Annotated in this window: 22 protein-coding genes and 1 rRNA gene; 5 read left to right on the forward strand and 18 right to left on the reverse strand. The window is 46.1% G+C overall.

Annotated features, from left to right (window positions below):
- Positions 1-37: 37 nt before the first annotated feature.
- From BW931_RS12010 to BW931_RS12035, 6 genes are all read right to left on the reverse strand, one after another.
- Entirely contained in the window at positions 38-1,150 is a 1,113-nt protein-coding gene (locus BW931_RS12010; protein WP_008590845.1) for a nicotinate phosphoribosyltransferase, read from the reverse strand.
- Between the two features lie 77 nt (positions 1,151-1,227).
- Positions 1,228-3,675, reverse strand: a complete 2,448-nt coding sequence (locus BW931_RS12015) for a DNA translocase FtsK (RefSeq protein ID WP_076572580.1) — start codon at positions 3,673-3,675, stop codon at positions 1,228-1,230.
- A 146-nt stretch (positions 3,676-3,821) separates the two neighbouring features.
- Entirely contained in the window at positions 3,822-4,427 is a 606-nt protein-coding gene (ytpR, locus tag BW931_RS12020; protein WP_040609524.1) for a YtpR family tRNA-binding protein, read from the reverse strand.
- Entirely contained in the window at positions 4,424-5,248 is an 825-nt protein-coding gene (locus BW931_RS12025) for a DUF1444 domain-containing protein (RefSeq protein ID WP_076572582.1), read from the reverse strand. Before BW931_RS12025 ends, ytpR begins: the two co-directional genes overlap by 4 nt.
- Before the next feature lie 19 nt (positions 5,249-5,267).
- On the reverse strand, positions 5,268-5,582 hold the full coding sequence (locus BW931_RS12030) for a thioredoxin family protein (protein WP_076572583.1): 315 nt from the start codon (positions 5,580-5,582) through the stop codon (positions 5,268-5,270).
- 33 nt (positions 5,583-5,615) lie between these two features.
- Positions 5,616-6,644, reverse strand: coding sequence for a PTS sugar transporter subunit IIC (locus BW931_RS12035; RefSeq protein ID WP_076572585.1), 1,029 nt, complete (start codon positions 6,642-6,644; stop codon positions 5,616-5,618).
- Positions 6,645-6,774: 130 nt separating this feature from the next.
- Between BW931_RS12035 and BW931_RS12040 the strand changes: the two genes are divergently transcribed.
- Positions 6,775-7,215, forward strand: coding sequence for a YtoQ family protein (locus BW931_RS12040; RefSeq protein ID WP_076572586.1), 441 nt, complete (start codon positions 6,775-6,777; stop codon positions 7,213-7,215).
- A 129-nt stretch (positions 7,216-7,344) separates the two neighbouring features.
- Here the strand turns inward: BW931_RS12040 and BW931_RS12045 are convergent, their stop codons facing one another.
- Both BW931_RS12045 and BW931_RS12050 read right to left on the reverse strand, forming a co-directional pair.
- Complete coding sequence (locus tag BW931_RS12045) at positions 7,345-7,848, reverse strand: DUF84 family protein (protein ID WP_076572588.1); 504 nt, start codon at positions 7,846-7,848, stop codon at positions 7,345-7,347.
- A gap of 98 nt (positions 7,849-7,946) precedes the next feature.
- The gene (locus BW931_RS12050) at positions 7,947-9,014 is read right to left on the reverse strand and encodes a M42 family metallopeptidase (RefSeq protein ID WP_076572590.1); all 1,068 of its coding nucleotides are present in this window, start codon (positions 9,012-9,014) and stop codon (positions 7,947-7,949) included.
- Between the two features lie 147 nt (positions 9,015-9,161).
- Here BW931_RS12050 and BW931_RS12055 point away from each other — a divergent pair, with 147 nt between their 5' ends.
- Entirely contained in the window at positions 9,162-9,479 is a 318-nt protein-coding gene (locus BW931_RS12055; protein ID WP_008590829.1) for a PepSY domain-containing protein, read from the forward strand.
- Positions 9,480-9,592: 113 nt separating this feature from the next.
- Here BW931_RS12055 and BW931_RS12060 read toward each other — a convergent pair whose 3' ends face one another.
- Together BW931_RS12060 and trmB are read right to left on the reverse strand one after the other, a co-directional pair.
- A complete protein-coding gene (locus BW931_RS12060; protein ID WP_076572591.1) occupies positions 9,593-10,438 on the reverse strand; it encodes a YtnP family quorum-quenching lactonase in 846 nt (281 codons plus the stop codon).
- A gap of 56 nt (positions 10,439-10,494) precedes the next feature.
- A complete protein-coding gene (gene trmB, locus BW931_RS12065) occupies positions 10,495-11,136 on the reverse strand; it encodes a tRNA (guanosine(46)-N7)-methyltransferase TrmB (protein WP_076572593.1) in 642 nt (213 codons plus the stop codon).
- A gap of 265 nt (positions 11,137-11,401) precedes the next feature.
- Here trmB and BW931_RS13645 point away from each other — a divergent pair, with 265 nt between their 5' ends.
- Positions 11,402-11,560, forward strand: coding sequence for a hypothetical protein (locus BW931_RS13645; RefSeq protein WP_008590823.1), 159 nt, complete (start codon positions 11,402-11,404; stop codon positions 11,558-11,560).
- A gap of 73 nt (positions 11,561-11,633) precedes the next feature.
- Here the strand turns inward: BW931_RS13645 and BW931_RS12070 are convergent, their stop codons facing one another.
- The 4 genes from BW931_RS12070 to pepV all read right to left on the reverse strand — a co-directional run bounded on the left by BW931_RS12070 (position 11,634) and on the right by pepV (position 15,306).
- Complete coding sequence (locus BW931_RS12070) at positions 11,634-12,425, reverse strand: phosphotransferase family protein (RefSeq protein WP_234972635.1); 792 nt, start codon at positions 12,423-12,425, stop codon at positions 11,634-11,636.
- Between the two features lie 89 nt (positions 12,426-12,514).
- Positions 12,515-13,405, reverse strand: a complete 891-nt coding sequence (locus BW931_RS12075) for an NERD domain-containing protein (RefSeq protein ID WP_076572595.1) — start codon at positions 13,403-13,405, stop codon at positions 12,515-12,517.
- The gene (gene thpR, locus BW931_RS12080) at positions 13,393-13,926 is read right to left on the reverse strand and encodes an RNA 2',3'-cyclic phosphodiesterase (protein ID WP_076572597.1); all 534 of its coding nucleotides are present in this window, start codon (positions 13,924-13,926) and stop codon (positions 13,393-13,395) included. Before thpR ends, BW931_RS12075 begins: the two co-directional genes overlap by 13 nt.
- Before the next feature lie 36 nt (positions 13,927-13,962).
- On the reverse strand, positions 13,963-15,306 hold the full coding sequence (gene pepV, locus BW931_RS12085) for a dipeptidase PepV (protein ID WP_076572599.1): 1,344 nt from the start codon (positions 15,304-15,306) through the stop codon (positions 13,963-13,965).
- Between the two features lie 263 nt (positions 15,307-15,569).
- Here pepV and BW931_RS12090 point away from each other — a divergent pair, with 263 nt between their 5' ends.
- Positions 15,570-15,767: a DeoR family transcriptional regulator gene (locus BW931_RS12090; RefSeq protein ID WP_065757339.1), complete on the forward strand. Its 198-nt coding sequence runs from the start codon at positions 15,570-15,572 to the stop codon at positions 15,765-15,767.
- Between the two features lie 61 nt (positions 15,768-15,828).
- On the opposite strand, the gene BW931_RS12095 is transcribed toward BW931_RS12090, so the two are convergent.
- A complete protein-coding gene (locus BW931_RS12095; protein ID WP_076572601.1) occupies positions 15,829-16,554 on the reverse strand; it encodes a pseudouridine synthase in 726 nt (241 codons plus the stop codon).
- A gap of 11 nt (positions 16,555-16,565) precedes the next feature.
- A complete protein-coding gene (locus BW931_RS12100; protein ID WP_076572603.1) occupies positions 16,566-18,185 on the reverse strand; it encodes a putative polysaccharide biosynthesis protein in 1,620 nt (539 codons plus the stop codon).
- A 95-nt stretch (positions 18,186-18,280) separates the two neighbouring features.
- Here BW931_RS12100 and BW931_RS12105 point away from each other — a divergent pair, with 95 nt between their 5' ends.
- Positions 18,281-19,546 (forward strand): BaiN/RdsA family NAD(P)/FAD-dependent oxidoreductase, encoded by a 1,266-nt coding sequence (locus tag BW931_RS12105; protein ID WP_008590808.1) that lies wholly within the window; start codon positions 18,281-18,283, stop codon positions 19,544-19,546.
- Positions 19,547-19,641: 95 nt separating this feature from the next.
- On the opposite strand, the gene BW931_RS12110 is transcribed toward BW931_RS12105, so the two are convergent.
- Both BW931_RS12110 and rrf read right to left on the reverse strand, forming a co-directional pair.
- A complete protein-coding gene (locus BW931_RS12110) occupies positions 19,642-19,896 on the reverse strand; it encodes a hypothetical protein (RefSeq protein ID WP_008590806.1) in 255 nt (84 codons plus the stop codon).
- A 172-nt stretch (positions 19,897-20,068) separates the two neighbouring features.
- Positions 20,069-20,163, reverse strand: a 5S ribosomal RNA gene (gene rrf, locus BW931_RS12115); the annotation flags it as partial.

The raw sequence follows: 20,163 nt of genomic DNA on the forward strand, positions 1-20,163 counted from the left end.
AAAAAAGCACGAATTCCTTCGTGCTTTTTATCCACTACTAATGTCCGGGAACAAAATCAACTTTCTCCAGGCGCGGGTTCGGGGTATACTTACGACCCTGTTTCGCTTCCTGTTCCCCGTTCAACAGAACATTATCCCCGGTAAAACCGATAGTGATATCCAGCAGACTCCCGCCGACTCCGTACATATCCACCGGAACTTTATTCTCTTCAAAATGACGGATACGATCTTCCGAGAATCCACCGCTCACTATTATTTTCACGTGATTGTACCCTTCCCTGTTGAGGGCTTTCCTGAGTGCAAATACGAGTTCGGGATTGACTCCACGCGGGTCAAAAGTACCCATAAGATGCTCATTTCTCAGGAAATATTTATCGACAAGGGTTCGGGATGTATCAAGACGCACACCCTTCAGATCATCGCCGAACTCCCGGGCGACTTTCAGGGAGTCCCCGATAACGTCGTTGTTGTAATCTACAAGGGTCGTCAATTCGTCTTCGGGGAACTCTTCCTGATAAGCTTTCGTTGCGGCTACTACATCCCCTTTGAACATCTGGAGTAATGCGTGGGGCATAGTACCCATACCTGCTTTCCCCCACCACTCATTCATGGCGTGGGTGGCCTGGGCGGTGGAGCCGCCTATGAAAGCCGAGTAGCCGTCTCCTGCCTGTTGTGTATAATGATCATCCCGGTCACCCATAAAAATTATCGGTTTTTGTTTCCCGGAAGATCTCGCCGCTTTCACTACATTATACACATTAGTAGCTACCGAGGTTCTTCTCGCGAGAATACCGTCGATAATTCCTTCGAGATAACCGAACTCCTGATAAGGACCGCTGATTGTCAACACAGGTTCAAAAGGGCTGACACGATCCCCGTCCTTAAGTGAGTAAACCTCCAGGGATCCGGGATTTTCTGCAAACGTGTGGATAAGAGCTATAGCTTCATCCGTACCGCAGAGAACCGCATGACTCTTTTGGAAAAACTGCATGGTTACAGTGTTATCGGCTACATGTTTCTTTACGATATCATTGGTTTTAAGAAAATAAACCGCTGAAAACCATCCCTCACCGATACGTTCATCGAATTTAAATGTTTTGTTCGTCAAACGGGATATTTCCCCATTCAGTTTTTGTAATATTTCCTTCATAGCTTTACTCCTTATCCGTTTAAATCGTCACTGCTTCACTTCTATCATAATGAAACGCCGAGCTTTTCACAAGGGATTCAGGATAGTTCCCCCTGCTTCCATTCTTCCGACTGCTGTTCGGTAAGCAGTACATCTCTCGGCTTACTGCCTTTCTGTGAAGATATGATCCCGTGCTCCTCCATCTGGTCGACCAGACGGGCGGCACGGTTATATCCTACCCGGAACCTTCGCTGAATAAGAGAAGCACTGGCCCCGTTCTGAGATAGGACGAAGCGGACCGCCTCATCAAACAGAGAGTCCGTCTCTTCTTCATTATTTATATGATTCAGTAATTCTTCCTGTTCAAACAAATAATTGGCAGGTGCGATATTTTTCATAAATCCGGTGACTCTCGTTATCTCCTCATCAGAAACGAAAGCTCCCTGAACTCTTTGCGGAGTCCGGTCCCCGTTCCCCATAAACAGCATATCCCCTTTACCGAGAAGTTTCTCGGCGCCGCCGGCATCCAGCACGGTTCTGGAATCAGCCTGGGAGGAAACACTGAAAGCTATCCTCGTCGGGATATTCGCTTTAATGAGCCCCGTAATGACGTCCACGGAGGGTCTCTGAGTAGCTACAAGCAGGTGAATACCACAAGCTCTTGCTTTCTGTGCTATTTTACAGATGGCATCCTCCACTTCCTGCGGAGAAGTCATCATCAAGTCAGCAAGTTCATCGATTACGATTACGAGATACGGGAGCTTTTTCTCGCTTTTCCCTTCCCGGATCACTTTGTCGTTGTACTTCTCAACATCACGTACGCCATATTCCACAAATTTCTCGTAGCGTTCCTCCATCTCTTTCACTGCCCACTTCAGGGCAGAAGTTGCTGCTTTCACATCCGTAATGACCGGGGAGACGAGCTGAGGTAGACCGTTGTACGGAGCAAGTTCCACCATTTTCGGATCGATGAGCATGAATTTGACGTCTTCATAGTGCGATTTATAGAGCAGGCTGAGCAGGATTGTATTAATGCATACACTCTTACCGGAACCGGTAGCTCCGGCTATCAGCCCGTGCGGCATATCTTTCAGGTCCGTTACGGAAGGGATGCCTGCGATATCGAGGCCGAGCCCGACCGTAAGAGGAGAATCGGAGTTCGTGAATTCTTCCGTTTCAAAAATTTCCTGAAGACCCACCATCTGTGATTTATGGTTCGGCACTTCAATGCCAACGGCCTGTTTCCCCGGTATCGGTGCTTCCATTCTGATGTCTCTGGCAGCCATCTTCAATTTAATATCGTCGGAGAGATTGGTGATTTTACTAACTTTCACTCCCGGCTCGGGTTGCACTTCAAACCTGGTTACCGTAGGTCCCTTCATCGCATCTGTAACTTTGGCTTTTACCTGGAACTGCTGAAGGGTGTTTTCAAGCTGTTCCATCTGTTCGATGATAATCGTATCTTCATTCTCTTCCCTGACGACTTTATCGTTGAATAAATAGAGAGGTAACTCGTATTCTCTTCTATTGTCTGTCTCTCTCTTAGCTTCTCCGGTCAGATCGTTCTGTTCCGGCAGTTCTGCAGTCTTCTCAGGTTCTGCAGTCTTCGGAGACGTATTCTGTTCCTCTGGTTTCTTGTCTCTCGATCTTTTGTCCTTCGGAGTCATAATTACATTGAAGGGGACGGAAGATCGGCTGCTCTTCGTTTCTTTGTTCCCAGGCTTTTCTCTGGTAATGATCGTCGCAGGTTCCGAAGTCTCTTCTTCCGCTGCGTTTTCCTTCTCCTCAGCTGCACTCTCTGCTACCCTGAACGTCTCCTGCCCTGTTTCTTCTACAGGCTTTTCTTCTTCCGGAACAGCAGTCTCCGGCTCCCCGTTTCTTACTTCGTCTTCTTCCTGTACCGGCAGCTCTTCTTCGGTAGACCCGGTATCCTCTTCTATAGAAAGGAAGACTTCCGTGCCCGCATCTCCGGAAACGTCAGATTCTTCTTCCACTTCGTCTTCCATATCCAAAAATTCAGATTCCGCAACCGTCTCCGGCGCCTCCTCTGTTTCATAATCCGGGATACCCTCTTCCTCAGAGGGAATCAACTCGTTTTCTTCTGTGATTTCTTCATCTTTTCCATAATTTCTTTGCCGTTGAAACCCATGGACCGGGGACGGAACCGCCGTAGGGGTGAAGGGTTTGGCAGAAGGAGAAGGTCTCTTTTCTTTTTCTTCGGCATTTTCCTTCTTTCTTCGGTAGTTGAACTGCTCAAAACCTTTGTTATCCGTACTTTCCTCCGACTGCGTCCTTCTGGTACGCTGTCTTGTTCGCTGCAGGCTTTTGTCTGCTTCCGCTTCTTTTGTTTCCTTCTTCACGCGGGAGTTGTCAGCAGAGTTATCCGGAATCATCGGAAAGCGGAACGAGCCGGTTTTCGGGTAATGGTACGTCATTTTTGATTTTGCTTCCGAACTTCGATATGTAGGAGCCGTTCTGTCTTCTTCAGGTAATTCTTCTTCCGGTTCAAAAAGCTGTTTACATTTATCGATGAATTGTTTCCACATATTTATTCACTCTTTCTTTGCATACTTTTCTTTCTATTGTATCAGCTTTTTCCTCCGTTGTGTTTTTCAAAAAAGTTAAAAATGCAAAGAGGCCCGCACCTCTTTGCATTTTTGATTTATTGTATCCCGGTATCTTTTATTCAACTTTATACAGGAAAAGGGGCTCCGACTTCATAAGAGTCATCCAGCACAAGAATACCTTTTCCTTCCGAACCGTCCGAGAGGTGAAGCTCTTTACTGGAGCAAATCATTCCGCTTGAAGCTGTGCCTCTCAACTTAGCATCCTTGATTTTCATACCCCCGGGCATGACGGCACCGACTTTAGCAACTACCACTTTCTGTCCGGCGTCCACATTAGGAGCTCCACAGACGATCTGCACCTGCTGATCTCCAAGATCAACCTGACAGACGCTCAGTTTATCGGCATTTTCATGCGGTTGAATCTCCGCCACATAACCGACGACGAATTTCTCTTCCAGGTCCAGATCGAGGTTATCATTAAGATTCTGGTCGGAAAATAACTTTTTAAGTTCTTCGAGTTTCTCTTCGTCCATCCGCATCTGCCCATTGCCCAGATCGCTGAAGTGACGGGAAGCATTGAAAATATTGTAACCGAGGACAGAACCGTCCGTTTTATCCGTAATCTTCACTATATCTCCGAATGCTTCATGTGTTCTGTTATCTCTATCAGTTTCATTAAACGGAATGAGCAGTACGTCACCGACGCCCTTCTCGTTATAATAAATCATCACGTTTCATCGTCCCCTTTTTTTTCCTTCGGTTTTTTCTGTGCAAGTATGAATATAGGTTCCAGCTTCCCATTTTCGTATAGGAAAGAAAGGGAAGTTACCGGTACAAGACCTTCCGCAAAAAACTTCATCGCCATCTGGGCCAGTATATCGTATCCGCCTTCATTCTGTATGTCGGCAAAGATGATTACGTCCTGATGGGGAATACTTATAGCCAGTTCCCCTTTGCATTCTGCTTTCATCTCTTCAAGTAAGGACTCATTCAATATTCTGCTGGCGTCGTAACCATCATTCAATGACTGAAAATAGAAGTCGTTTCCGTATACGGTGTCTTTTCGCAGACTCACTTCGAGGGACCGGGCGTTGAAAGAGGCGACTTCTTTCATTCGATCGATACTCCAGCCCTCCTCTTCCAGTTTATGGTAGTCGATGAGCTGATACGATTTTCCAAGATCAAGAGCGTAATAAATTCTTGTTTCGGCCGTGTGGTCGGTGTAAATCAGTTTCTTTCCGTTTTCAGTTTCTGTTGGAAAAGAAGCGGCCCGGATCACGGGATATACGTTCTTTTCCTGGCCGGAAAGTTCCGTATTCTCATTCATGACCCTAAGCGCTTCGCGAATATGTTCTTCGAGTTCATCCAGGGATTTTTCTCCTTTTTCCTGCCATTTGGAGATGACATTCGGCACTGTTACTGTAATGCCTTCTCCGGAGTGTTCCCACTCCACGCGAAAAGTATCTTTATCCCTGTTGAAAGAAGTTCGCCAGCCGTTCTCATCAAGGCGCTCTTCCAGTTTTTTCTTCATTTGTATGCTCGTCATTTTCATCGGTAAAACTCCTCTTTAATCATTTCGCTTCGTCGATGAAACTCTGTATTTCCTCCAGGGTCTTGCGATCTTTACTGACAAACCTGGCTTTTTCTTCTCCGCCTTTAAAAGCAAGGAAACTCGGGATGCCGAAAATGGAATAATCCGCGCACAAGTCAATGAAATCATCGCGATCGACGTACACAAACATCCATTCCGGATTTTCACGTTCCAGCTCCGGTAACTCGGGTTCAATAACCCTGCAGTCCGGGCACCAGGCTGCCGAAAACATAAAAATAGTCTGCTCGTTTTCTGCTAACTGTTCAAATTCTTCCACTGATTGCAAACGTTCCATACGTATCCCTCCATGAGTCATTGTAGCATACCACTAGCTGGTTTCAATCGCCAGGTCTCCCGGTTTAATCCATCCTTTTTTTCTGAACCATATACCGAGAATGATAGTGACGATTATGGGAACTGACAAATGAGTTACGAGAATTGCAATACCGACTTCCCTGCTCCAGCCCATCGTTTCCACCGTCATAATCTGTCCGACGAATCCGCTGGTGCCCATACCCGCACCGGCAGCATTATTTTCGAGAGTAAATACTACAGTGGCCATCGGCCCGGCTGCTGCTCCTGCTATAACGGGAGGAATCATAGTCACCGGTTTCTTAATCACATTACCGATTTGAAGCATGGAGGTTCCGATCGCCTGAGCGATTATCCCACCCGGCGTATTATCTTTATAGCTGAGTACGGCAAAGGAGATCATCTGCGCTGCACAGCCGGCTGCTGCTGCCCCCGCCGCTATTCCCTCAAGAGAAAGCATTAAGGATATAGCGAGGCTTGAAATCGGCGCAGTCAGTGCGATACCCATCAGAACGCTTACCAGTATCCCCATCAGGAGAGGTTCCTGGACTGTTGCCCAATTGATGATATTACCGAAACCCTCAAGAAAAGCACTTATCGGGATCCCGATAAGAGAACCGGCCGTATATCCTGTCACTATCGTTACTAACGGCGTCAGTATGATATCGAGACTCGTCTCTTTACTGATCAGCTTTCCAAGTTCAGTACTGATCAGGGCTGCAATGAAAGAGGCTGCAGGTCCTCCGGCCTCCGCACCGAGCGCACCGCTGAAAAGGGCAGCAAACATTACGAGCGGCGGAGCATTCAGACCGTACGCTACCGCTACTCCGATCGCCCCTCCCCATATGAGGACATTCATAAGCAGATCTCCCATTTCTATTAAATGGGTGGAGAGAAAGGCGAGCGGCAGCCGTTCGCCGACAGTCTGGATAATAAGTCCGATAATAAGAGATGAAAATAAGCCGAGGGCCATATAACTCAATGAGTCGATGAAATAAATTTTCGGTGAAAGGGAAATCCCTTTTTTTTCTAAATAAGCTCTCATTTCTTACCCTCCTTCCCACTTCTATCAGCATACGTTAATGTATATACACATGTAAACGTTATTGTGCAGGATTAACTTCCTGTTTCTGAGGGTATACTTGATTCTGAACTATTAATTCAGGAGGGATTGCATGGAACTACGTGTATATCTGGCAGGCCAGATACATGATGCATGGAGAGATGAACTGAAACAGAAAGCCGAGAAAAAGGATCTTAAAGTGAAATTCGTCCACCCTCAGGAGAATCACAGTCGTTCCGACAACGTCGGAGAAGATATCCTCGGGGAGCAGCCGAATAAAGAAACCAAGGATGACAAAGCTTCAGCCATCAACAATTTCCGCACCAAGCTGCTTATGGAAAGATCTGATGCCGTCATAGCCTATTTCGGTGAGAACTATAAACAGTGGAATACCGCTATGGATGCCGGTATTGCCATTCAGGCCGGTAAGCCGACGATTCTTATTCGCGATGAAAGTCTGATTCATCCGTTAAAAGAACTTTCAAATCAGGCTACTGTAACGGTAGAGAATATCGATCAGGCGATTGAAGTATTGAATTACGTATACGAATGAGTAAAAGCAATCACGCATGAATGGCGTGATTGCTTTTTTAGAAATAACTGTTTATAAAGTGCACTGAACACAGAAAGAAGAAATTCCTGATGAAAAGTGCGTAACAAAACTTCACGGAATGAATGAGGCTTACAGATTATCGTATTCCCACTGGCCTTTCAGTAGCGTCACGATATGCCGGAACATTTTATCACGATTCATTTGTCCATTCGTAAAAATGCCGACTGCCCCTTCTTTTTTACTTACGTCACTCTTCTGGGCATACTTCTCCATAGCTTCCCCCAGTTCCAGTCCCTTACTCATCTGCTCATGAATTTCATCAGGGAGGGGAATCCGGGCTCCTGCCGCCGTATAAATGTTCTCCTGTTGATCAACAAGAGCCCCCCAGTTGCACAGATAAAGATCGTCTCCAATCTCCATCACGCCGCCCTCAAGACCTATACCGAGATCCGCTTTAGCGGTCATTGCGCATTCACGGGCCCGATGAATAGCTCCTTCGAGCGTTTCTTCATCCGAGAAGGGCTGCGAGGAAACTTTTGAATCCACGTCCATTTCCACTACCGTATCGTTCTCAAAAACATCAGTTACTGCAGTCAACTTGGAAGGATTCAAAGAACCTACATAAATTTTCATATCGTCCACCTGCACTATTCTTAAAGTATGATTTACTCATTATAGCAAAAAAAACGCCCAGCCTAAACCACATACAGCTGAGCGTTGTACATTCTCCTTTATACGTTCTTTCTGATCTGTTCAAGTGCGTTGGCGTCTGTCGTTCTTACGAGTTTTTTAAGCAGTTCCTTTGCCGCGGCATAGTCATCGACGTGAATGATCGAAGAAGAGGTATGAATGTATCTCGAACATATTCCGATAACCGAAGAAGGCACGCCTTCATTGGCGATATGAACACGACCGGCATCGGTACCTCCCTGAGATACGAAATACTGGTAAGGGATATCGTTCGACTCGGCTGTATCAAGAATGAATTCTCTCATGCCCCGGTGTGTAATCATCGTTTTATCAAAAATGCGCAAAAGAGCTCCTTTACCTAACTGACCGAACTCTTTGCTCTCTCCGGACATATCATTCGCAGGAGATGCATCCAGAGCGTAGAAAATGTCAGGTTTAATCATGTTGGCAGCAACCTGCGAGCCGCGCAGTCCGACTTCCTCCTGAACTGTGGCACCGGAGTACAGTTCGTTCGGCAGCTGTTCACCCTGGAGTTCTTTCAGAAGTTCCACGGAAAGCCCGCATCCGTACCGGTTATCCCAGGCTTTAGCCATGATCTTCTTCTCGTTGGCCATTGTAGTAAAAGGACACACGGGCACAATCGGCTGACCGGGTCTGATACCTATGTTTTCTGCATCTTTTCTGTCGTCCGCCCCGATATCTATCAGCATATTTTTAATTTCCATCGGTTTATTCCGCTGCTCTTCCGTAAGATTGTGCGGAGGGATGGATCCGATGACTCCGGTTACGCTTCCTTTATCCGTCATAATCTGAACGCGCTGTGCCAGCAGTACCTGGCTCCACCAGCCCCCGAGCGGCTGAAAACGGAGCATTCCATTCTCCGTAATCTGCGTAACCATAAATCCGACCTCATCCATATGACCGGCGACCATGACCCGTGGGCCTTCCCCGTGTTTCTTTCCGAAGACACCACCCAGTTTATCCTGTACAATTTCATCAGAATATTTTTCCAGTTGCTCTTTCATGAACGTGCGTACGTTCCGCTCGTTGCCCGGAGCGCCCGGTAGTTCTGTCAACGTGCGGAACAGCTGCTTTGTCTCCTGATTCATGTATGTACAACCCCTTTTTTATTTCTTCCTTCTATTTTAACGAAAGATCTATCAGGTTGCTACAATTCACATCTTAAAGTTTAGATTTTCTTTTCAACGGATACTTTAGTATAATGGAAGATATCATAATTAGTAGAGGTGAATATCATGGATTGGAAAAAAGTAACGCTTGCCACCGGAGCCGGAATTCTTGCCGGTTACGTAGTAAAAGAACAGATTTCTTCGAAAAAAGGGGTAAACCCGGAAAAAGCTTTGAAAATAGCTAAAGAAGCATTCAAAAAGCAGGGCCCTATCAGCGGTTCCTGGATTTACATGAAACCTGAACAGTTGAACAAGAACGGTATCAACTACAACGTATATCGCGGTGGAATCTCCCGTAATCAGGACGGAGAAACGTCCCAGTACGAATTTTTCATCGACAGTGCTACAGGTACAATAGTTGACGTATCGGAAGAAGCGTCTTAACAGTTACAGCCAGATAATAAGAAATCCGAACTGTTCCGGAGGAGACTTCAAAGTGTCCCGGAATGTTCGGATTTTTTTATATACATATGAAATGCCGGATGTTCAGGAAACGGTCAGTCCCGTTCCCTTTTTACTTCCTTTACGACTTCCCCTTCTTCGTCGAACTTAAGCGCACGATAGTAGGCATCATGGTAGAAAGTGTACCAGGCGCCCTTTCGATACCCTTCATCCATCCATTTATCTTTCTCGTGAACGCTCGTAACCGGGTAATCATCAAAAGCGAGCGCCCACAATTTGTTCTGATGGGCGTGAGTAGGCATAAGATCGGCCATATGAATGAAAATGTCTTCCCCGCGTTCGAACCTGATAACGGCATGACCGTTACTGTGACCGCTCGTATGCATCATTTTCAGACCGGGGAGCACTTCCCTTTCGTTCCTGAAAGTTTCCACCTGGCTCTGGATTGCTTCCCAATTTTCCCTCCAGTATGTATTCTTCGAGCGCATATTCGGGTTTCTCATTTCTTCCCATTCCGTTTCACTCGTTATAATCGTGGCTTTCGGGAATACGGAGACATACTCTTCACCCTTTTTCTCCGTAAGTCCGCATGCGTGGTCGAAGTGAAGGTGGGTCATGAGAACGAAGTGGATATCGTCACGGGTGAGTCCTGCTTCCCGAAGAGATTCATCTATGCGGCTCTCTTCGGTAACTCCGAAGTTCCTCATCTGCTTATCCGTAAGTTTGCCATTTCCCATGCCGGAATCGATGATAAGATTTTTTCCGTCCACCTGAAGAAGGATCGGGTCCGTACGAAGTTCAATCTGGTTTTTGTCATTTACCGGGTATTTACGGCTCCAGAGCGGCTTCGGAACAACTCCGAACATAGCACCGCCGTCGAGATGATTGTTCCCGCCCGCAAGCCATGTAAGAGAAGCATCGCCGATTGTCAATTTTTCCATAATCATTCCCCCTTTCTTTCAATAGTAGCATAATCCCCGCTGACATGTAAGCGTTATCAGATTCTGTTGATGACCTCACATCTGTAGATCGGCTGACCTTTGGCTGAGAATTTCTGTTCGTACTCGGTCATGACGTTACTTCCGTCCTCGAGTTCATGTAAATCAAGTGTCACATCTTCCAGAGTCATCCCGAATTTCGAAAAACTCGATAGCGAATATTCGAACAGACTGCGGTTATCCGTTTTTAATGTGATTCTCCCGTCCGATTTCAATACATCCCGGTACTGTTCCAGAAATGTTTCATGGGTCAGTCTTCTTTTATGATGTTTTTTCTTAGGCCACGGATCGGAAAAATTCAGGTAGATATGGTCGATCTCATCTGTCCCGAACATATCCCGCAGATCTTTGGCATCTTCATTAATCAAAACGGCATTTTCCACTTCTGCCGTCTTCACTTTTTTGACAGCTCCGACCATGACCGTTTTGACCCGTTCGATCCCCAGAAAATTAACTTCGGGGAACTTTTCTGCCATTCCTGCTATGAACTGTCCTTTCCCCGCGCCTATTTCCAGATGGAGCGGCTGATTTTTCGAAAAAGACTGCTGCCAATTTCCCTTATTGGAAAACGGCTCCTCGGCAAGAATGTGGTTGTTCTCCTTTAAAAAATCATCCGCCCATGGTTTATTACGATTTCTCACATATATTCCTCCTTTATTCTTTCATTATCGTACCACGTTTCCTTCCGGGAAAAAATTAATTATCAATTTTGGACTATAACAGCGTATGAATGAGTATATGCGTTAATATAATCGCATAAGCATACCTGACAGCCGTTACTTCGGCTTGAGCTTATGAAAGGTGATATATGGACTACTTTCGTTGTTGGGTTGTAAGCGCTTCCTGATCTATGATTATATATGTGCAAAAGAAATCATATTATAAATTTAAAATGGAGTTGAAAAAATGAATTTACTACGTAGTGTTATCGATCTTGCAGTTGTAGCGGCTGTCGGAGTATTGTTTGTAGGTTACAGCCTGTTCGTTTACCCGGTGGAAGTCCTGAACGAAAAAACCAGTTCGAAGGCCCGCGAGAACGAACTTAAGTACGCACCGGAACTGTAATACTTCGTGCACTTTCAATTAAAATGTAAAAAAACCCCTGCGTTACCGGTTTTTGCCGGATAACCAGGGGTTTTTATATTACTTTCTCAAGCAGATAAAGCCGATGCGCCACTTCATCTTCCTCTTCACGCATATCATGCCACTGTATGAAAGCCAGTAACTGAGAAATAGCATACCATTTCATTTTCCCGTACAACTCATCGGTAGCTTTTATTCCGTAATAAGTCAGCCACTCGGCCCAATGCTCCTCCGGTACATAAAAATAAAGGAGCATACCAAGGTCGAGAGCGGGATCGGCGACCATAGCATTATCCCAGTCTATGAGATACAAATACTCATCCTCCGACAGGAGCCAGTTGTTATGGTTCGTATCACAGTGACAGACGACACAGTCCGCATCATCTATCGAAAAACAGTTTTCCTGTAAGTAAGCTATCGCCTTCTGGACTCCAGCCTGGTTCCGCAATCTGGGAGTCAGAGTCAGGTCATTTATTATATCCGTCAAAATATCTGCAGGGGATAACGGCGCTTTCCCCAGGCGCATGAGCATATCGAGTAATTCTTTGGAGTAGTGGATTTTGCTGAGCAGTTCTGCAACCCGGGGATGAGACATCTCCTCGGGCTCCAGTTCACGCCCCTCCATCCAGTCCTGGGCTGTAATAACGTCTCCACTTTCCAGACGTTTCGTCCAGACAAGCTTCGGTACAATCCCCTCCGCCGAGAGCACAGCAAGAAAAGGGGAAGAATTCCGCTTTAAAAATAAGCGCTTCCCTTCCTTTTTCTTTGCATAATAAGCTTCACCTGTCGATCCTCCGGCCGGAGTGATCGACCATTCGTCCCCTAATATTTGTTCCAACCAGTTCACCTTCAATTCCTCAATTCCTGTTGAGTATTCTTGGTCCCGCTTCTTATTTAACTTAATAAGATTAACGTAAAAGGACCATTTCTTTCAAGTTATTCCGATTCCTCCCACTCCGGTGCTTTTACAGAAGTGACCCTCGCATGCTTCATGAGCAGCTGAGCAGCCTTCAGCTGGGAGTGTTTCAAAGGCATCTTAAGCATACGCTTTTTATTCATCCAGTCATCATGTTCCGCTTTCCCTATATATTCCGTCGAATATGGGGGCACGGTCTCCTGAAAGATGGCACCGGGTGCAAGAACTATTTTGCGGTACGGAAATGTATGATCATACGTCTGCAGAACACTGCGTACGTATGTTTCCGACCTGCGCAGCCGCAGGATGGGGTTAGGAATCTTTCTTCTTACTCCGCTTTCTTCCAGAATCCAGCTCCTCCCCTCCTCCGGATGGATAATCGTCCCCTCCTCAACATCAAGGTGGACGATAATATCGATCCGGTCCGGGCCGATCAGTATCTGGTCCAGTTCAAGAACCGCCCGTTTCATCTCCACCAGCGGTTCATACATCAGTAAAAATGTGTCGGGAAAGCGTTGCAGATAATATTTCAACAGGTCATCCCGTTCATAGCCCCAGTCTACGAATGACTTTTCCTGCAGCGTAGTGGATGCCCATTTTAATTGAAAATGAAGAAGCTGGTTCAGAAATTGAATTTTCAATTCTTCTTCATCGGCAGGTATTTCCGGCTGAGCCTCCTGCTCCTCCCACACTTCCTCTTCTCTGTTTCGAACTCTGTTCCAAATCCGCTTCAACAGGCCGCTTTCCTCCGAAACAGATTCTTCCTGCTCTTCGTAAAGTCCGCCACTTTTCCAGGCTTTATTAAGCCCTTCCCAGTTTTTCTTTTTCATCTGGATGAATTCACCGGTATAGTGGAAAATATTCGATTCATAGCGCGAAATGTAATCCTGAAGCTTAATTAATTGTGCCATCTCTTCACCTGACCCTTAAGTGTAACTGATGTCACCGGTTCGTATTTCGGAGTTCTGCCCGGATGAACTTTGAATAAGGTGCACGTGTCCACGTCCCAGGACAGGGAGCTGCCGCTTTCTATTTCAGGGAGCTTTCCTTTTCTCCATTTTTTTGCAAGGGTGATATGCGGGTGGAAACGGACCGCCTCCCCTTCCTGAAAATAATTGAACAGTCGCTGCAGTTCCTCCGAGTGTGAGACGGACTGAAAAACGACTCTCGGATGTTGCGGGTTGCCGAAGAAGCCGACTTCCCCGATTTTCAGATTAAATGGTGGAAAGTCAGAGGCTCCGGCCACCTTCTCTTTCCAGTGTTCTATATCCTCCACCTCTCCGAGGAAACGAAGGGTAAGATGAAAATCTTCAGGGGCGGTCCACACTTTGTAGTCCATCTGTTGTTGTAGTTTTTTTCTGTTTTCCAGAAGCCGTTCTTTAATTATTATATTCTTTACCGGGACTCCAAGAAAATAATGAGTGGATTTCAATTATATCACTCTCCTGCCCTTAAGAATAGATACCTGTTATCGCGTCCAAGTAAAAATAGCCTGTTTATATATGTCAATCGCCTTTCTCATATCTTCCTGAAGCACCATCTCATCTGCCTGATGAGCGGTGTCCGGACTTTCGGGAAAGACGGCACCGAACGCTACTCCTGTCTTTAGAACTCTGGCATACGTTGCGCCGCCGATCGCTTCCGGCTTCTCTTTTCTTCCGCTCACACTTCTGTACGCCTGCATAAGCGTCTGTATACCGGCGTGATCTTCCGGGAGATAGATGGAAGACATGTGATCCGTCTCTTTGAATGCAAGCCAGCCCGGTAGGGAATCTTTCATTTTATTTATGAGTTCCGCGTATGATTCCGTAACGGGGTAACGAATATTCAGACCGATTTCCCACTTCTCTTCATTCCCGTGGAGCGTTCCGAAATTCAGGGTAAGAGCTCCGGAAACTTCGTCTTTCGAATCAATAGCCAGCTCTTTTCCCGTCGAATCGGATAAATATGTATTCATCCATTCTATCATTTCTTTCTGAGGAGCGGGTAAAGATACCCCGGCAAGGGATTTCAGTGCCTTTTTGATGGCATTAACTCCCCGGTCCGGGGTACTTCCGTGAGCTGAGGAGCCCGCAAACACGGCTGTCAGTTTTTCTCCGTTCCTGTAGACTTTCTCCGCTTCCGGAAACGTCAGTTCTTTTTCACCCCTGTGTATGATAGTAACCTCTGCCGCCTCCGGAACCATGTTCAACCGGCTGCCGCCCGAGATCGTTTCTATATACGTCATCTCCGAAGTGAAGTCTTCAGAATTGTCCCGAACCAGATGAATATCCCACAGTCCTTTTTCCGCGTGGATCACCGGGAAGACCGCATCTGGAGTGAAACCGAATTCCGGCATCTCTTCTTTTGTGAAATAATAGTCTATTCCCTTCCATTCTCTCTCTTCATCCGTTCCGGCTATTAAGCGCACTCTTTTACGGGGAACGAATCCTTCCTCTTTCAGCTCTTTCATAGCTATATAGGCCGCCATAAGCGGTCCTTTATCATCCTGAACACCTCTCCCGAAAAGTTTCCCGTCTTTTTCCGTCAATTCAAAAGGAGGAACACTCCATCCGCTTCCGGCCGGCACCACGTCCAGGTGGGCAAGTATACCGAACAGTTCCTCCCCTTCGCCGAATTCCACGTGGCCTGCGTAGTCGTCAACATTTTTAATGGTAAATCCATCTTCTTTCCCGATTTCCAGCAACTCATGCAGGGCCCTTCGAACGTCTTTACCGAAAGGAGGCTCGTCTTCTCTATATACACTGGGTATCCGTATAAGTCTGTTCAGCCTTTTTACAAATTCACTCATAGTAGCGTAGTTATTACTCATTTTTTTCATCCTTTCTTCTTTTTTATACCGGGAATTCCGCTATTCTAAACAAGCTGCCGGTAATCTTGCCCCGCTCCGGTTTGCTTTTTGGCGATCGCGTAAATTTTTTGTAAATTCGATGAATTTTCTGTAAAATGGAAGAGAAAAGGTGGATGATGCTTTTTCACTGTTGTACAATGAACGTATCCTCAAAGGGTTTTGATACGAGGCGCCATTTACACCAATACTGAAGGAGTGATTTTTTGAATCGCCCATCAACGCGTATGCTTGACCGTATTAAATCGACCTATCTGTTTATAAAAACAGAAGGTACCGTCTCGACGGCTCAGGTAGCTGAAGAATTTGGAATAACTGATCGAACCGTTCAAAGAGATTTACACGTACTGGAATATAATGGCCTTGTGTGCAGCCCTTACAGAGGAAAATGGAAAACGACAGAAAAGAAAGTGAAAGCTTCGTAAAGATAAGGCACCCGTCATCGTAACGGGTGCCTTTCTTTAAGGTAATATCAGCGGTACTCTATCACTTATCTTTACTCGTAATGTTGTTCAGATATTCGATTTCATCTTCACGGAGTTCCCGGTATTCTCCCGGCTCCAACTCTTCATCCAGCGCAAGGTTTCCCATTTTAACCCGCTTTAATTTAGTTACCTTCTTCCCGCGTGCTTCAAACATCCGTTTCACCTGATGGAACTTTCCTTCGGTAATTACGAGTTCCACGTGAGAGGTATCCCCCGATTCTATAATATGAAGGTTTGCAGGTTTGGTGACGTATCCGTCATCAAGAGTCACTCCCCGTTCAAATGCTTCTGCATCGTCGACGGTCACCTCTCCTGCGACTTCTGCCACATATGTTTTCCCTACCCCTTTTTTCGGAGAAGTGAGTCGGTGGGACAGTTGACCGTCATTGGTCAGAAGAAGCAGACCTTCGGTGTCCTTATCGAGCCGTCCGACCGGAAATGGGGAAAACACTTTGTCCTCCGGCTGCAGAATATCTATCACCGTCCACTCATTCTGATCTTCCGTCGCAGATATAAGATCACCCGGTTTATTCATCATTAAATAGATGAATTGACGATACTCCACTTTCTCTCCCGCTACCGTCACCAGATCTTCTTCAGGGTCTACATGAGTTTTTCCATTTTTTACAGGAGATTCATTTACGTGGACACTTCCGCCTTTAAGTAACGATTTCACTTCTTTTCTCGTTCCATAGCCCATATTTGCCAGTAGTTTATCTATTCTCATTCGTATCCTCCTCAGGATCTGTTAAATATTCGTTCTATCCGCTTCACCCGGTCACCGAGCACGTGTTGAAGCAGGGTGGATTTATAGGCCAGCGTCAGGTAGGTAAGAGCTCCGGCCACGATTCCGATAAACAGTACTGCGAGTGCTCCCATCCGATTTTCCATCGGATTCCACCATATACCGCCGACGATTTTCACAAGCAGCACAACAATCGCCATAATGACGGTCAATATAGCAATGAATACGCTCCGTTTGAAAAGTTTTCTATACGAAAATTCAGTGCTTTGCCGTATCTTCCACAAGTTAAGAACAACTGCAGCTAATACAGCGAGACCAGTGGAGATGATGGAACCTTTCGCTCCGAACAATTGAATAAGAAACGAGTTGGTCATAAGCTTCAGCAGTATTCCGACGCCGAGGCTGATAACTGCGAAATTCTGCCGATTGATCCCCTGCAGGATAGATGAGGTGACCGTAAACAATGCAAAGAATAACCCGACAGGGGCATACCATCCTAACAGATCCCCGAAATAATCAAGCTGTTCCAGACCGTAAAAAGTTCCGTAAGCCTCCGTCGATAATAGAGAAAGACCGACGACTGCCGGTATGATCAGCAAAGCGATAATCTGCAGGGCCTGGTTGATTTGTCCGTCAAGTTTATTGAATTCCCGTTTCGTGAAAGAACTTGTAATGGCAGGAAGCACGGTCACGGCCATGCCAAGTCCAAGCGTGACCGGTATGATGACCAGCTTATGACTGAGCACATGGATAGCAGGCAGGGCGTCTCCTGCAATGTCTGCAAGTCCGGCATCTGCCATCGCCTGTTTGAACGTAAATTGATCAATCAGCTGGTACAGCGGTGTTGCTATTCCCACCAGCACAAAAGGTCCGGCATAACTGAGCAATTCTTTGAACATGTCCGGCGTTGTTAAACCGCTCTTCGTTTTCTGTTGTTTAAGATGTCGGTCCAGGTATGGCTTCCTTTTCTTCCAATATACAAGAAGTACCACCAGCGAAGCGATACCACCGATGAAAGCGGCGAACGTACTCAAGCCGATAGCCTGAGCGAGCGATGCATCCAGTACGTAATACACTATGTATACGCCGGTAAGCAGGAAGGCAATCCGCACAATCTGTTCTATCACCTGAGATACTGCTGTAGGAGCCATCGATTCATGTCCCTGAAAGAATCCCCGTATTATGCTCATGGAAGGAATGACGAGCAGGGCGAAGCTGATCATGCGTACGACGTGAGTCGTATCCTGAAGCACCGCTGCCGAGTCTTCATCGGACAGACTGAAAGAAGCGATTTTCTCAGCACCGAAAAACAGCAGCAGAAAAGCGATAATTCCTGTAGCCGCCATCAGATACATCCCGGAACGGAACATATCCCGGCTCGTCTGATAGTCTTCAAGGGCGTTATATTTAGAGACGAACTTCGAAACAGCCATAGGCACTCCGAGTGTCGAAAGGCTCAGAAGTATGTTGTACGGCGTGTAAGCGTAGAAATACAGTTCAATACCTTCCGGACCGACCATCTGTTCGAAAGGAATAGTATAAATCATTCCCAAAAACTTCGATAGAAAAGTCGCTCCGGTTAAAATCATCGTACCTTTTAAAATTTTAGACATAGCTTTATCTTCCTCTGCAAGTATTGTAGAATTAATCCTACTCATTCTATCATACATTTCATGAGAACACGTACCATCAGAAAGGTGAGAAATCCATGACTTATCACGTAACCGTCATCGGAGGCGGTCCTTCCGGGCTGATGGCAGCCATTGCTGCAGCCGAACAGGGCGCTTCCGTCCTTTTAATAGAAAAGGGTAAAAAACTGGGTACCAAACTGGCAATTTCCGGGGGAGGAAGATGCAACGTTACGAACCGCCTCCCTGAAGAAGAAGTGATCAAACATATCCCGGGAAACGGGAAATTTTTATACAGCCCATTTTCCGTTTTCAACAATTACGACATCATCTCTTTTTTTGAGGACCTCGGAGTCGGACTGAAGGAAGAAGACCACGGCCGCATGTTTCCGGCCAGCAACAAAGCACAGGATGTAGTGAAGGCTCTGCTCGCTTATCTCGACAGACTCCACGTGGAAGTCAGAAAAGAAACGAAGGTGGACGCTATACAATACGGGGAATCCGGGCACACCGTCCACCTGGATGATTCGGAAAAGATTCGCACGAAATCCCTTATCATTGCCACTGGAGGTAAAGCCGTTCCTCATACAGGTTCAACGGGAGACGGATACAAGTGGGCAAAAACGGCCGGCCATACCATTACGACCCTGTACCCGACAGAAGTCCCTCTTCTTTCGAAAGATGCCTTCATTAAAGATAAGAAACTTCAGGGAGTTTCTTTGCGGGATGTAAATGTCAGCGTACTCAACCGTAAAAGTAAACCGATCATCACCCACAAAATGGACATGTTATTCACCCATTTCGGCATTTCGGGACCTGCCGTTCTGCGATGTTCCCAGTTCGCGGTAAAAGAATTCATGAAGGGACACAGACCGGTAACAATCGAGATTGATGCTCTACCCGAGCAGTCCCTGGAACAACTTACTGAAACATACCTTCAGAAGTCAAAAGATCATCCGAAAAAGACGTGGAAAAACACTGTTAAAGGAGTACTTCCGGAAAGAATGATCGACTTCCTGATGGAGGAGAACGGGATTACTCCGGAAGAGACGAATGCTCACCTGTCGAAAGAGCAGTTCCACTCTTTTCTGAAAAACCTGAAGTACTTTCACGTTTCCGTCCATGATTCCCAGCCGATTGAAAAAGCCTTCGTTACCGGAGGAGGAGTCTCTATCAAGGAAGTCGTTCCGAATACACTCCAATCCAAAAAAATGTCCCGCCTCTATTTCTGCGGAGAGATTCTGGATATTCACGGATATACCGGAGGGTACAACATTACTTCCGCTCTCGTTACCGGAAATGTAGCCGGTATGAATGCAGCGTGGGAAGGTATGAGTGAAGGGTAGAAAATTTCCTGTCCCACATACTCCCTTATATTTCAAAATGCTCAATAATTATGTATCAATAGCGGGTGAAAAAGTCACCCGCTATTAATTTTGCTTCAGTGCCCTGAAGTCTTTGTCCCGAGGGATTTTCTATTTCTATACGCTTCTTTTCTCCCGAGGGATTCATTGACGAGAAGCTGCATTTCTTCCTGGTCTCCCTCTTCAAGCAGGGGATCCTCTTCACTCCAGTCTGAACTGTAAAGATAAAAATAAGAACGTATCCTCCTGAAATAAAAAGTGCTCCCTGGAAATTTATCAAAGTAAGCACGTACCACTTTTCTTCTCGAATAACTCCACCGTATCATTTTCATTGCAACCACTCACTTTTAAAGCTGGATTTTCTGCCAATTTCCGGGCAACCAGTGCCACGTCTATGTACCCGTACATGACTTTCCGAATTTTTAAAATCACTTACGAATAAGATTCTATATGACATTTTTCATATAGAAAAGACCCTGAACGTAATGTTCAGGGTCTGAAGTAATGTGGCAGCGCCCTACTCTTGCGGGGGGTAACCCCGACTACCATCGGCGCGGAAGAACTTAACTTCTGTGTTCGGCATGGGAACAGGTGTGACC

The sequence above is a fragment of the Salimicrobium salexigens genome (assembly GCF_900156705.1).
Lineage (GTDB): Bacteria > Bacillota > Bacilli > Bacillales > Halobacillaceae > Salimicrobium > Salimicrobium album.

Excerpts from the sequence above, each read along its gene's own strand:
- BW931_RS12010 (WP_008590845.1), bottom strand. The coding sequence starts at position 1,150 with ATGAAGGAAATATTACAAAAACTGAATGGGGAAATATCCCGTTTGACG.
- BW931_RS12015 (WP_076572580.1), bottom strand. The coding sequence starts at position 3,675 with ATGTGGAAACAATTCATCGATAAATGTAAACAGCTTTTTGAACCGGAA.
- BW931_RS12025 (WP_076572582.1), bottom strand. The coding sequence starts at position 5,248 with ATGAAAATGACGAGCATACAAATGAAGAAAAAACTGGAAGAGCGCCTT.
- BW931_RS12030 (WP_076572583.1), bottom strand. The coding sequence starts at position 5,582 with ATGGAACGTTTGCAATCAGTGGAAGAATTTGAACAGTTAGCAGAAAAC.
- BW931_RS12035 (WP_076572585.1), bottom strand. The coding sequence starts at position 6,644 with ATGAGAGCTTATTTAGAAAAAAAAGGGATTTCCCTTTCACCGAAAATT.
- BW931_RS12040 (WP_076572586.1), top strand. The coding sequence starts at position 6,775 with ATGGAACTACGTGTATATCTGGCAGGCCAGATACATGATGCATGGAGA.
- BW931_RS12045 (WP_076572588.1), bottom strand. The coding sequence starts at position 7,848 with ATGAAAATTTATGTAGGTTCTTTGAATCCTTCCAAGTTGACTGCAGTA.
- BW931_RS12050 (WP_076572590.1), bottom strand. The coding sequence starts at position 9,014 with ATGAATCAGGAGACAAAGCAGCTGTTCCGCACGTTGACAGAACTACCG.
- BW931_RS12055 (WP_008590829.1), top strand. The coding sequence starts at position 9,162 with ATGGATTGGAAAAAAGTAACGCTTGCCACCGGAGCCGGAATTCTTGCC.
- BW931_RS12060 (WP_076572591.1), bottom strand. The coding sequence starts at position 10,438 with ATGGAAAAATTGACAATCGGCGATGCTTCTCTTACATGGCTTGCGGGC.
- BW931_RS13645 (WP_008590823.1), top strand. The coding sequence starts at position 11,402 with ATGAATTTACTACGTAGTGTTATCGATCTTGCAGTTGTAGCGGCTGTC.
- BW931_RS12075 (WP_076572595.1), bottom strand. The coding sequence starts at position 13,405 with ATGGCACAATTAATTAAGCTTCAGGATTACATTTCGCGCTATGAATCG.
- pepV (WP_076572599.1), bottom strand. The coding sequence starts at position 15,306 with ATGAGTAATAACTACGCTACTATGAGTGAATTTGTAAAAAGGCTGAAC.
- BW931_RS12090 (WP_065757339.1), top strand. The coding sequence starts at position 15,570 with ATGCTTGACCGTATTAAATCGACCTATCTGTTTATAAAAACAGAAGGT.
- BW931_RS12095 (WP_076572601.1), bottom strand. The coding sequence starts at position 16,554 with ATGAGAATAGATAAACTACTGGCAAATATGGGCTATGGAACGAGAAAA.
- BW931_RS12100 (WP_076572603.1), bottom strand. The coding sequence starts at position 18,185 with ATGTCTAAAATTTTAAAAGGTACGATGATTTTAACCGGAGCGACTTTT.
- BW931_RS12105 (WP_008590808.1), top strand. The coding sequence starts at position 18,281 with ATGACTTATCACGTAACCGTCATCGGAGGCGGTCCTTCCGGGCTGATG.
- BW931_RS12110 (WP_008590806.1), bottom strand. The coding sequence starts at position 19,896 with ATGAAAATGATACGGTGGAGTTATTCGAGAAGAAAAGTGGTACGTGCT.